Raw genomic sequence first — 12,040 nt, 5'->3', positions numbered from 1 at the left:
GGAGCTAACGATGTTAAATAAATTTAAACAATGGCTGTCACTAGATACTTCAAATCAACAAGAACAAGCAGAAATTACTGTAGAACAGGCTATTTGTGTGTTGATGGTTGAGGTGATGATGGTTGATTTAGATACCGATGAGCGAGAACGTGAGCGCGTATTTGAATTATTACATGATCAATATAATGTTGAAAAACAGGACGTTCAATCGGTATATTTTAGTGCATTAGAAATCAAACAAAACAGTCATGATGTGTATTCTTTTACTAAACGCATTCGCGATCAATTTGATGAACCCCAGCGTTTTAATATGATAGTGGCATTGTGGATGATTGCATACAGTGATGGAGTGATTGATCCTCATGAAGATTTTATAATTCGTAAAATAAATGATTTGTTGCATTTGCATCACAGTCATTTTATTCAAGCTAAACAGCAAGCAAAAAACCATTTCGAACAAAAGTAAACCAATTATGATCACACAATTTGAAACTGCCATTTTAGATACACCAACTGGAAAAATGCGCTCAGAGATATACCGACCAGTAAAATCTGGGAAATTTAATGCAATCATTTTTTATTCAGAAATTTTTCAAATTACAGCGCCGATTAAAAGAAGTGCCCAAATATTAGCCGGATTAGGTTATGTGGTGATTGTGCCTGAAGTGTTTCATGAACTGAATCCGATAGGTTGTGTGCTTGCTTATGATGATGCAGGCAAAGATAAAGGTAATGCCGATAAGTGGGAAAAATCTTTAGAAGACCATGACAGCGATACTCAAGCTATGGTCGAGTTTTTACAATCCTATGAGTTTTGTACAGGTAAAATTGGTGCAATGGGGGTTTGTATTGGTGGGCACTTGGCTTTCAGAGCCGCATTAAATAAAAATATCCAACATGCATTTTGTTTGTATCCAACAGATATTCATAGTAATACATTACCAAGTGAAAAAAATAACGACACTTTGACTCGTTCGAAAGATATAAAAGCAGAGGTGTATTTGGTTTTTGGTAAACAAGATCCTCATGTGCCACAAGATGCTCGATTAAAGTTGTATCAACATTTTTTACAAAACGGGTTGAATTATATATGGTTAGAAGTGGATGCTCAGCATGCTTTTATGCGTGATGAAGGTGAACGTTACGATTCTGCATTGGCAATAAAGATGTACCAAACGGCAGGTGATTTTTTTAGATAATTTTTTGAAACTGTTTTAAGTTGTACTCAATAGATGCAAACTTTATTGCTGAAAATTACGTTCCAATAAATCTGAAACTTTTACAAATTCAAAGTGCATTTCTAAATCTGAATGATTTAACTGTTTAAAAAACGCAATGGTTTCTGGATAAGGATGTCCAATAATAATGACTTTTTGATTTTTATTTGCAAGAGATAGCGCCTTGAGCCATTGTTTATTTAAAGAGTCGAAGTCTTTTTTATTATCTAAAAACACATGGCGTCCAGCCCATGGTAGTTTTTTTTCTTTAGATTGAATGACACCTTGAGATTTGGCAGATGTTCTGCTATCTAAAAAAAACATATTATTCAGTTTTAAATACTCCATCACCCAGCCCATTTGATCATATTGTTCGGTATAAAAACTGCCTGTATGGTTGTTTAGTCCAGTAGCATAAGGGTTTTCAGCAAAGGCCATTTCTAAAGTATAAAACGTTTCCTGTTTGTCATAGTCTACACTTAGGCCTAATTTTCCCATGGGAAAGCGTCCATTATTATCCATTGGCATATGAATGATGATTTCTTTTTTGTTTTCATACGCCAACTTAGATAATGAAAATGTATAAGCTCTTAATGGCATTACCGCAACGGTTTTGATGATTGATTGATTGATGATTTGTTCGCCAAAGTCATATTGGTTTCCAAGATCATCAATCACCACTGCAATTTTGGGTTTTGAAAATTCATGGCTGGATTGGGTTGATGCACTGTTTGCAAAATTAAAATGGAAAAATAAAAACAGTAAACAGCTTAGGTTTTTAAGTGTCAAAACATTCATTATAAAATTAATGCACCTTGTAAAAGTTGAAATGCCTGTTGCAGTTGATAATCATCTGTCAAAACATCAAGGTTATTAATGTTGTTGGCTTGTGCTGATTGGTCCAAATCACCTTCTAAGTGTCCAGAAAGTTGAGATTCAGAAACATATTGTCTGTCTTCTAATTTTGAAACAACGGAAGGAATAATTGTAATATCTGGTTTAATACCATGAGCCTGAATGGTTCTGCCAAGTGGGGTAAAATATCGAGCAATTGTAAGCTTAATTGCGGATGAATCATCTAAATTTAATATTTGTTGTACGCTTGCTTTGCCAAAACTGGTTTGTCCCATGATGACAGCGCGCTTATGATCTTGTAGTGCGCCTGCGACAATTTCAGATGCTGATGCGCTACCTTGATTGATTAATACTATGACTTTTAAATCTTTACCAATTGTATTTAAAGAGGTGTAATGATGCTCTTTGCTTTGCTCAGAACGACCTTGAGTGTAAACCACTAATTTTTCTTCAAGGAAAATATCGCTGACTTTAATTGCTTGCTGCAATAAGCCGCCTGGATTATTTCTTAAATCTAATATTATTGCTTTAAATTGATCGCTGGATTGTTGCATATCTAATATTGCTTTTTCAAAATCATTCCCGGTTTCAGATTGAAACGAGCTGATTTTTGCATAACCAATCTGATTATTAAGTAAAAAAGATTTTACTGAACTGTTTGAAATTTCAGCACGGATGATATTAAAAGTGAGCGGTTCTTTTTGTCCTGGGCGTTTTGCTTTTAACTGAATTTTAGATCCTATTTTGCCACGCATTATTTCGGATGCTTCTCTTAGGCTCATTCCTTGTACGATTTGAGAATCTAATTCATAAATAAGATCGCCAGATTGCAAGCCTGCCTGTTGAGCTGGGGAACCGTCCATTGCTGCAATAACTTTAACTAAGCCATTTTCCATTGTGATTTCAATTCCCAGTCCACTGAATTTTCCTGAAGTGGATTCAGTGAAAGATTGTAATGATTCTGAATCAAAGTAAGCACTGTGTGGATCCAGTTGTTCTACCATACCTTCAATGGCATATTTTAATAAAGTGTCATCTTCTATTTCTTCGACGTAATGGGTTTTGATCAAATCAAATACTTTGGCTAAATTGCTAACTTGTTTTAAAGGAAGGTTTGAATAGGGTTGTATGGATTCAATTTCAGCTTTGCTGTGCTTGGCTGGATTAATAGCTGGATTGGCTGGGTTTATAGTTGAGTTAATAGCTGGTTCAGTTGTCGACTCTTGAGAAAAACACGTAAAAGTAATACTTAATAAATAAGTTGTAATGAAAGCTGATTTTAAAATATTCATGAAAGTCTCACCTTTATTTAATTATTTTGGAAAGCCAAGATGCTGGATTTTGTGGTTGTCCATTTTTTCTTATTTCAAAATAGAGGGCGGTTTTTTCATACCCTCCAGTACCGCCAACAAATGCAATGGTTTCTGCTTGTCCAACCCAATCTCCTTCTTGTTTTAAAAGGCTTTGGTTTCGACCGTATAAACTTAAATATCCATCCCCATGGTCGACAATAATCAATAATCCGAATCCACGCAACCAATCTGAAAAAATAACTCTACCACTTGCGATGACTCTTACTTGTTCACCTGAGGTTGTTGGCATCTCCCATCCATCCCAAACACGGCCTGATTGAGTCTTTGCCCCGAAACGATTGCTTGGTTTTGATTTGATAGGCCAGATAAGTTTGCCTTTTAATTGATCGATTTGTAAATCACTTAAACCTAAGTCTTGGTTGGATAATGTGAGTATCATTTTTTCAATTAAGTCTTCCAGTTGCTTTTTATTCTTTTCATTAACTTGAATTTGCTTCTGTGCTGTATTGATTGCTTGGTTGAGCTTGTCGACTTCTTGTTTTCTTTGTTGTTGATTGGCTAATAGGCTTTGTTGCGTTTTACTTAAGTTTAATTGTTGTTGTTGAGTATTGAGTGTTTTTTCTTCTATTAATGCAATGGTATTAGAAAGATTAGTTTGATTATCAAAAAAAGATTGCAAAACATCACGTTGGCTTTGTGTAATGAATTCAATGTATTTCAACTTTCTTGAAAAATTAGCAGGATTAGTTTCACTTAATAATGTTTTAAGCCAGGTTTGTTGACCTTGGCGATATAAATCTAAAAAGAGTGATTCCATTTGAGTTTTTAGTGCTTTTTGGTCATTTTGCAAATCGGTTTGTTTAACCAGTAAATTGCTTTTTTCTTGATCAAGTTGTACTAGTGTCTGTTTAATGGTTTGGATTTTTGTTTCATTTTTACCAATGCTGGATTCTATTTTTGCCAGTTCATTCGTCTGCTGATTGTGTGTTTGTTGTTGGTGTTTTAAATTAGATTTTAATTCGGTTATTTGCTTACTTAGGTTTTCAAGTTCTGCTTGTTTAAGTTGTTTTTCAGTATTGGCCAAAACATTTAGGGCAAGGGTGCTTAATAAAAAGGTCAATAAATAAAACAGTTTTTGCATTTTGATTCCAAAAAAATTAAAAAAAAGCCAAGTAACGTAAATTACTTGGCTTTGCTAAAAATTGAAAGGGCTTATTTCAACAAAGAAGCGCCAGTCATTTCAATTGGTGCGCGTTCGCCCATTAATTCAATTAAAGTCGGGGCAATATCTGCAAGGCTGCCATTTTTTAAAGATTTACCAGTGGTGTCATTGCTGACATAAACCAGAGGTACATCAAACGTTGTGTGGCTTGTTACTGGATCGCCATTTTCTGGGTTAACCATTAATTCAACGTTGCCATGATCTGCTGTAATTAAGCAATGCCCATTTACTTTTAAAATAGATTCAGTCACTGCTTTTAATGCAACATCTAATGCTTCAACGGCTTTTGTTGCGGCCTCCATATTGCCAGTATGACCAACCATATCACCGTTTGCATAGTTACAAATAACCAGATCATATTCACCTGATTCGATTGCTTCAACTAATTTTTCAGTAACTTGTGGGGCGTTCATTTCAGGTTGTAAATCATACGTTGCTACATTTGGGGAAGGAATCAAGATACGATCTTCGCCTTCATATTCATCTTCTTGACCGCCTGAAAAGAAGAACGTTACGTGAGCGTATTTTTCGGTTTCTGCAATACGTAATTGAGTTTTGCCTAAATTTTGGACAAATTCACCAAGTGTATTGGTTAATGTTGCAGGTGGATAAGCGCAATTTGCAGGTATATCACCTGCAAATTCAGTTAACATCACAAAGTCGGCCAGTTTAGGTCGAACTGAACGATTTAATGTATTTTCAAAATCGTCTTGAACAAAAGCGCGAGTTAATTCACGGGCACGATCAGGGCGGAAATTCATGAAAATGACGCTGTCGCCGTCTTCAATAGAAATAGACTGTCCATCAATCTGGATACTCACAGCGGGTACAAATTCATCAAACTTGTCTTGTGCGTAACTTGCCGCTAAGCCTTCTGTTGCCGATGCAGATGTGATGTCAGCTTTGCCTTGAGTATATAAATCATAAGCAAGTTGTACACGTTCCCAGCGATTATCACGATCCATCGCATAATAGCGACCAATTAAAGAGGCGATTTGACCACCACCTATTTCTTTTAATCGAGATTCTAATAATGTAATCGACTCTTGAGCAGATTGTGGTGCGGTATCACGTCCATCTGTAATTGCGTGAACGTATACTTTTTTCGCGCCTTTGTTTACAGCCGACTCAACCATTGCTGCAATTTGATCTTCATGAGAATGCACGCCACCTGGTGATAATAAACCAATAATGTGAACGGCTTTGTCAGACGCAATTGCTGTATCAACCGCTTTGACTAACACTTCATTTGTTTTAAACAAATCATCAGAAATGTCTTTATTAATACGAGTAAAGTTTTGATAAACCGTACGACCCGCACCTAGATTCATGTGACCAACTTCAGAATTGCCCATTTGGCCTTCAGGTAAACCAACAGCCATACCTGATGTTTGAATTAAACTATGAGGGTAGGTTTTCCATAAATTGTCCCAAACTGGGTTGTTTGCTTGTTCAATTGCGTTTGATGCAGAGGTTTCACTGTAACCAAAGCCATCTAGAATAATTAGTGCAACGGTGTTTTTACTCATTTTAAATACTCATGTAAATGGAATTTGCGTCGCATTTTACGCTTTATTGAGAATGTATTCGAGCGCTTAAGTGAAAAAAGTTGGTTTTGTGGATTAAAAGAAAGCATTTTTATTTTGGCTGTGTATAATTTTGTTCTTTTATAAATAACAGAGATCAATACTATGAAAAAATTATTGTTAGGTTTAGCCTGTTTTGTTGGGATGTCCACTGCCCATGCTTCTGGCATTGCTATTGGGACTGATGCGATTAAATTGTTAGATCAAAAGAAATTTAATATTATTGTGCAAAATGCTTTGAGTACTAAATCCTCTTTGATATTTAATCTTGCAGTGGGCGATGGAACAGATTTAGAACTAGGGTATAAAGCATACACAACAGAGATGTTCACAAGTGTGTACTATCAATTTGGTGGTTTAATAAACAACCTTGGTAATGATAATAATGATCTTGGAATTACTGGTAAAATTGGCTATGAGCACAGCCCAGCATTGCATTTTATTTTTTATGGAAATGTGACAGGCACTTATATGCTTGATAGCAATGATATTTTTTACACTCCTGAGTTGGGTGCAATGTTTTCATTCTAAACATTAGTTAGAATGTTAAAGCTATCAATTAATGAATTAAAAAAGTAGTTCCTATGAATGAAGAAAACAAAACGCATTTTGGTTTTAAAAGCGTTGATGTAGAAGAAAAACAAGGCAAAGTGGCAGAAGTATTTCATTCTGTCGCAGCCAAATACGACATAATGAACGATGTAATGAGTTTTGGCGTACATCGTTTATGGAAGCGTTTTACCATTGAATTAAGTGGTGTGCGTCCAGGGCAAACGGTTTTAGATATTGCCGGTGGTACTGGAGATTTAGCATATCAATTTTCTAAAAAAGTAGGGCCAACGGGTAAAGTGGTACTTGCTGATATTAATGATTCAATGCTTAAAGTTGGGCGTGATAAATTAACCGACCGTGGTGTAATTAATAATATGGAATTTGTGCAAGCAAACGCGCAATATTTACCATTTGAAGACAATACATTCGATTTAATCACCATTGCCTTTGGTTTAAGAAACGTGACAGATAAAGATATGGCGTTAGAGTCTATGTTGCGAGTGTTAAAACCAGGCGGTCGCCTTTTGGTTTTAGAATTTTCAAAAACAAATAACCCAGTATTATCAAAAATATACGACACTTATTCATTTAGTATTTTGCCAAAAATGGGTAAATTAATTGCTAATGACTCTGAAAGTTACCAGTACTTAGCAGAATCTATTCGTATGCATCCAGATCAAGAAACCTTAAAAGCAATGATGCAAAATGCAGGGTTTGAGCGTTGTACTTATCATAATATGACAAGTGGTATTGTCGCCTTACATAAAGGCTATAAGTGTTGATATGCAATCGTCTTTGATGTACTTAGTGATTCTTAATCAATTTTCTAAAGCATTTGATATTGCTGTAGAACAAGTACCTGAATGTCATAAATCTTTAGAAGAGTTAACTAATAAAATTGTTGAAATCCATATACAGGAATTGCCAACGAGGTTTATTGTTAAGTTTCACCATCACAGCATTGAATTTCTTGAAAAAAGTGAACAACTGAATATTGATGTCTCAATCCATGCTGATGCTAAAAGTTTTTTGCAGTTAGCAAGAGCGGAAGATAAGCAGCAGGTGATGATGACTTCTCATTTCAATATAAGTGGTAATACACAAACTTTGATGGCATTACAAAAATTTATGACTGTCTTTTATATTGATTTTGAAGCAATTTTAGCCAAAAAATTAGGTGATGAATCTGCCGTTGTTATTAATAATATTGCTAAAACATGTCTGGATTTTATAAATGAACAATCTAAATCTGCCAAAGATACCGTTGCAAATTATATTCAAAATGAATCCGGTTTGACGGTTGCGCCATATGAATTAGACGCATTTGCTCAGGAAGTTAGAACCATACAAATGCGAGTCGAACGTTTACAGGCAAAATTCCACTTGCGGGCAAATCAACAAGGAAGCGTTAAGTGAAAGCGTTATTTCGTATGCTTAAAATTTTGCATGTCATTGCAAGATATCGTTTAGACACATTAATTCCTGTCCAATTATTACCTCGCAGAATTCGTCCTTTAATCTATTTAATGCCTTGGCGTTATATGATTCGTGCTAAAAAAAACAGAGCCGTAAGGTTTCGACTCGCCCTTGAATCCCTTGGGCCTGTTTTTATTAAATTTGGTCAAATTCTCTCTACTCGTCGTGATTTATTACCCGATGATATCGCACTAGAATTAGCAAAGCTTCAAGATCAAGTCCCGCCATTTGAATCAGCTTTAGCTGTATCAATCATTGAAAAAGCATTAGGAGAATCCGTTCTAGATGCATTCAGTGAATTCAATGCCAATCCGTTAGCCAGTGCTTCAATCGCACAGGTGCATGAGGCGAAGTTGCTATCGGGAGAAGAAGTAGTCGTTAAAGTTATTCGCCCAAATATCGAGCATACCATCCATAAGGATATGGTTATGCTCAAAACCATCGCTGCATGGATTGATAAACTACCTGATGGTAAGCGATTAAGACCTTTAGAGGTGGTTGAAGATTATAAACAGACGGTGTTTGATGAGTTAGATTTGATGCGTGAAGCGGCAAATTGCGCAACGTTACGCAGAAATTTTAAAGATTCAGAGTTGCTTTATATTCCAGAAATTTATTGGGATTACTGTCGAACAAATATAATGGTCATGGAAAAAATCGAAGGTTATGCTGTTGGAGATATTAAAGCATTAAAAGCCTGTGGTATTGATATGAAATTACTTGCCGAACGTGGTGTTGAAATATTTTTCACTCAAGTGTTTCGAGATTCTTTTTTTCATGCCGATATGCATCCTGGAAATATTTTTGTCAGTAAACAACATCCTGAGAACCCTCAATACATTGGAATTGATTTTGGCATCATCGGGTCGTTATCACCCGAGGATCTTAATTATTTAGCCCAAAACCTGTATGCTTTTTTTAATCGTGATTATAGAAAAGTGGCTCAATTACATGTGGATTCTGGATGGGTGCCTAAAGAAACAAAGGTTCATGAATTTGAATCCGCGATTCGTACAGTGCTAGAGCCGATTTTTGAAAAGCCATTGGCTGAAATTTCATTTGGTCAAGTTTTGATTAGATTGTTTCAAACTGCTCGCCGTTTTGATATGCAGGTACAACCTCAATTAGTCTTACTTCAAAAAACATTATTAAATACAGAAGGGCTTGGTCGTCAGTTGTATCCTGAATTAGATTTATGGCAAACGGCAAAGCCATTTATTGCCAATTGGATTAAGCAGCAAGTCGGACCAAAACGACTGTTTCATGAAATTAAACAAAATGGACCTTCTTGGTTGGAAAAAGCACCTCATATACCTGATATGTTGTACAAAGTGTTGGAAAATCAAATTAAACACTCTCCAAGTGATGTGCATCAATCAATTATAAAAATTAATGAAGAAAATCAGTTTAGATTAAAGCGAAATAAGCGAGTAATTATTACAGTTGGACTGGTTGTTATCGGTATTTTGTTCCATGAACAATTTATCCAAATTCAAATGTTATCATCAAAATTACTGGCAAATATCAGCTTTTCTGGTGCGGCAGTGATGTGGTTGACAACAATTTTCAAAAAATGACAAAAGACAATTTAATAGGGTAAGTAATGAGCGATATACTCCAACACCTAGGTCAAATCATTGATCAACGTAAAAATGCTGATGCAAAAAGCTCTTATGTAGCTTCATTGCATCACAAAGGTTTGAATAAAATATTAGAAAAAGTGGGTGAAGAGTCTTTTGAAGCTGTCCTAGCAGCTAAAGATGCTGTGATTTCAGGCAATAAAGACGATGTGATATATGAAACTGCAGATTTGTGGTTTCATTGCTTAATTATGCTGTCGCATTTAGACATTAAACCCGAAGAAATACTCAATGAATTAGCTCGTCGTGAAGGGGTGTCAGGTCATGATGAAAAAGCGTCGCGCACACAAAAATAATAAAGGTTTTAAACATGTCTGATTGTATTTTTTGTAAAATCGTAAAAAAAGAAATCCCCGCTGATATTGTATTTGAAAACGAGGCAATGTTGGCATTTAAAGACATTCGTCCCCAGGCACCAGTGCATTTGTTATTAATCCCAAAACAACATGTACAGTCATTGGAGCATGTTACAGAGCAGGATGGCGTATTATTGCAGCAAATGTTATTAACGTTACCAAATTTAGCAAAAGATAATGGTTTACAAGAAGGCTTTCGTACGGTATTAAATACGGGGCCAGGTGGTGGTCAAGAAGTGGATCACATTCATTTTCATTTAATCGGCGATGTTCGTCATATTTCAAACAATTAAACTTAAAAAGTAGAGAGGGTTTTATGGGTAATATATCACCAGTACAGTTGATTATTGTGTTAGTTATTGTGGTTTTAATTTTTGGTACTTCTAAATTAAAAGGAATGGGTAAAGATTTTGGTGGAGCTGTCAAAGGCTTTAAAAAAGCAATGAATGACGAAGAGACCAAACCAGAAGAAACAACAGAATCTGCTGAAACCGCAAATTTAGAGCAAAAAGCAGACGCTGAATTCTCTGAAACGCAAGCGAAAAGCAAAGACGAAACTAAATCTTAATTCATTTTAGAGTTTCATTATGTTTAACATGAGTTTTATTGAAATGTTTGTGGTCTTTACGATTGCGTTACTCGTATTGGGCCCTGAACGTTTACCTGTTGCCGCAAGGGAATTAGGTAAAAATATAGGTAAATTAAAGCGCTTTTTTAATAATATGCAACGTCAAATCGATCAGGAAATTCGCCTTGAAGAACTGAATCGAAAAGTGATGGCACAATTAGATGAAACCCAAAAATTCATTGAAGAACAAAAAGCGAAAATTGCTGAAAAAGAACAAAGTGAGCCTGTTGCCCATGATGATCCAGTTAAAATTGCTGATCATAGTGAACAGAAGCCCAATAATGATCAGGTAAGTTCATGAGTGAATCCAATCAAGATGACACTTTAGGTGTTAATGACCCTCAGTCTTCTAATCAAAATACTGAATCTGCAGATGGTATGAGTATATTCGATCATCTTAAAGAGTTGCGTGATCGATTAGTTAAGATTGTGATATTTTTAGCGGTTATATGTGTTGCTACCTTTACCATGCACGAGTATATCTTTGATATTGTCACCATCGATCTAAGAACGATTTTAGCTGAAAATGGCAAAGGTGAAATCATTATTACAGGCTTATTAGATGGAATTTTTGTACCATTTAAGCTTGCTTTATATGCTGCAGTATTAATAGGGTTTCCTTTTATTTTGCATCAAATTTGGGGGTTTATAGCACCTGCTTTGTATAGTAAAGAAAAAAACTTTGCGTTGCCGTTGTTTGTCTCTAGTGTGTTTTTGTTTTACAGCGGGGTGGCATTCACTAAATTTGTCATTACTCCTATCGTTTATGCCTTCGTAGGTAACTTAGAGTTAGTAGACACGGCAAATAATTTTGAAATTCGTAATTTAATTGATGTCACCATTAAAATGTATTTGGTTTTTGGGGTCGCATTTGAAATACCAGTAGCTATAGTCTTATTAGTTAAAGCTGGTTTAGTAAAAGTCGAAACATTAAAGACAAAACGTCGTTATATCATTATTGGCTGCTTTTTTGTTGCAATGGTATTAACGCCACCGGATATGATTTCACAAACTATTTTAGCGGTTCCAATGATTTTATTGTTTGAATTAGGCTTGTTTGTTGCCGCGAGGATGAAACCTCCAATCACTGATGAATCCGATGATGAAGATGACTCAGAAGAAAAAGAAAAAGAAAACTCGATTTTATAATATCGAGTTTTATAGAACATGGTTTGTGTCACAGCAAGCCATTTTT

At 35.5% G+C, this 12,040-nt stretch carries 15 protein-coding genes; 11 read left to right on the top strand and 4 right to left on the bottom strand.

What is annotated here, in order from left to right; genetic code table 11:
- Positions 1-10: 10 nt before the first annotated feature.
- Both TYM08_RS10315 and TYM08_RS10310 read left to right on the top strand, forming a co-directional pair.
- A complete protein-coding gene (locus tag TYM08_RS10315; RefSeq protein WP_422379064.1) occupies positions 11-466 on the top strand; it encodes a TerB family tellurite resistance protein in 456 nt (151 codons plus the stop codon).
- A gap of 7 nt (positions 467-473) precedes the next feature.
- Positions 474-1,199: a dienelactone hydrolase family protein gene (locus TYM08_RS10310; RefSeq protein WP_422379063.1), complete on the top strand. Its 726-nt coding sequence runs from the start codon at positions 474-476 to the stop codon at positions 1,197-1,199.
- A gap of 42 nt (positions 1,200-1,241) precedes the next feature.
- Here the strand turns inward: TYM08_RS10310 and TYM08_RS10305 are convergent, their stop codons facing one another.
- From TYM08_RS10305 to gpmI, 4 genes are all read right to left on the bottom strand, one after another.
- Entirely contained in the window at positions 1,242-2,015 is a 774-nt protein-coding gene (locus tag TYM08_RS10305; RefSeq protein ID WP_422379062.1) for a divergent polysaccharide deacetylase family protein, read from the bottom strand.
- A complete protein-coding gene (locus TYM08_RS10300) occupies positions 2,015-3,364 on the bottom strand; it encodes a S41 family peptidase (RefSeq protein ID WP_422379061.1) in 1,350 nt (449 codons plus the stop codon). Before TYM08_RS10300 ends, TYM08_RS10305 begins: the two co-directional genes overlap by 1 nt.
- Positions 3,365-3,377: 13 nt before the next feature.
- Positions 3,378-4,526 (bottom strand): murein hydrolase activator EnvC family protein, encoded by a 1,149-nt coding sequence (locus TYM08_RS10295; RefSeq protein WP_422379060.1) that lies wholly within the window; start codon positions 4,524-4,526, stop codon positions 3,378-3,380.
- 71 nt (positions 4,527-4,597) lie between these two features.
- On the bottom strand, positions 4,598-6,136 hold the full coding sequence (gene gpmI, locus TYM08_RS10290; protein WP_422379059.1) for a 2,3-bisphosphoglycerate-independent phosphoglycerate mutase: 1,539 nt from the start codon (positions 6,134-6,136) through the stop codon (positions 4,598-4,600).
- A 162-nt stretch (positions 6,137-6,298) separates the two neighbouring features.
- Between gpmI and TYM08_RS10285 the strand changes: the two genes are divergently transcribed.
- From TYM08_RS10285 to tatC, 9 genes are read left to right on the top strand one after another with little or no spacing between them, the layout of a single operon-like run.
- Positions 6,299-6,724 carry a hypothetical protein gene (locus tag TYM08_RS10285; RefSeq protein WP_422379058.1) on the top strand — a complete coding sequence of 142 codons (426 nt, stop codon included), beginning with the start codon at positions 6,299-6,301 and terminating at the stop codon, positions 6,722-6,724.
- A gap of 53 nt (positions 6,725-6,777) precedes the next feature.
- The gene (gene ubiE, locus TYM08_RS10280; protein WP_422379057.1) at positions 6,778-7,527 is read left to right on the top strand and encodes a bifunctional demethylmenaquinone methyltransferase/2-methoxy-6-polyprenyl-1,4-benzoquinol methylase UbiE; all 750 of its coding nucleotides are present in this window, start codon (positions 6,778-6,780) and stop codon (positions 7,525-7,527) included.
- Position 7,528: 1 nt separating this feature from the next.
- Complete coding sequence (locus TYM08_RS10275; protein ID WP_422379056.1) at positions 7,529-8,161, top strand: ubiquinone biosynthesis accessory factor UbiJ; 633 nt, start codon at positions 7,529-7,531, stop codon at positions 8,159-8,161.
- A complete protein-coding gene (gene ubiB, locus TYM08_RS10270; RefSeq protein ID WP_422379055.1) occupies positions 8,158-9,798 on the top strand; it encodes a ubiquinone biosynthesis regulatory protein kinase UbiB in 1,641 nt (546 codons plus the stop codon). The genes TYM08_RS10275 and ubiB overlap by 4 nt, the downstream gene beginning before the upstream one ends.
- A 26-nt stretch (positions 9,799-9,824) precedes the next feature.
- Positions 9,825-10,157, top strand: coding sequence for a phosphoribosyl-ATP diphosphatase (locus TYM08_RS10265; protein WP_422379054.1), 333 nt, complete (start codon positions 9,825-9,827; stop codon positions 10,155-10,157).
- A 14-nt stretch (positions 10,158-10,171) separates the two neighbouring features.
- Positions 10,172-10,510, top strand: a complete 339-nt coding sequence (locus TYM08_RS10260) for a histidine triad nucleotide-binding protein (RefSeq protein ID WP_422379053.1) — start codon at positions 10,172-10,174, stop codon at positions 10,508-10,510.
- A gap of 23 nt (positions 10,511-10,533) precedes the next feature.
- Positions 10,534-10,785, top strand: coding sequence for a Sec-independent protein translocase subunit TatA (tatA, locus tag TYM08_RS10255; protein ID WP_422379052.1), 252 nt, complete (start codon positions 10,534-10,536; stop codon positions 10,783-10,785).
- A 19-nt stretch (positions 10,786-10,804) separates the two neighbouring features.
- Complete coding sequence (gene tatB / locus TYM08_RS10250; protein ID WP_422379051.1) at positions 10,805-11,146, top strand: Sec-independent protein translocase protein TatB; 342 nt, start codon at positions 10,805-10,807, stop codon at positions 11,144-11,146.
- Positions 11,143-11,994 carry a twin-arginine translocase subunit TatC gene (gene tatC, locus TYM08_RS10245; RefSeq protein WP_422379050.1) on the top strand — a complete coding sequence of 284 codons (852 nt, stop codon included), beginning with the start codon at positions 11,143-11,145 and terminating at the stop codon, positions 11,992-11,994. The genes tatB and tatC overlap by 4 nt, the downstream gene beginning before the upstream one ends.
- Positions 11,995-12,040 lie beyond the last annotated feature (46 nt).

This window comes from Marinicellulosiphila megalodicopiae (genome assembly GCF_045862395.1).
Classification (GTDB): domain Bacteria; phylum Pseudomonadota; class Gammaproteobacteria; order Pseudomonadales; family Natronospirillaceae; genus Marinicellulosiphila; species Marinicellulosiphila megalodicopiae.
Note: the sequence above shows the minus strand (reverse complement) of the source record. Positions and strands in the feature narration are given on the sequence as shown.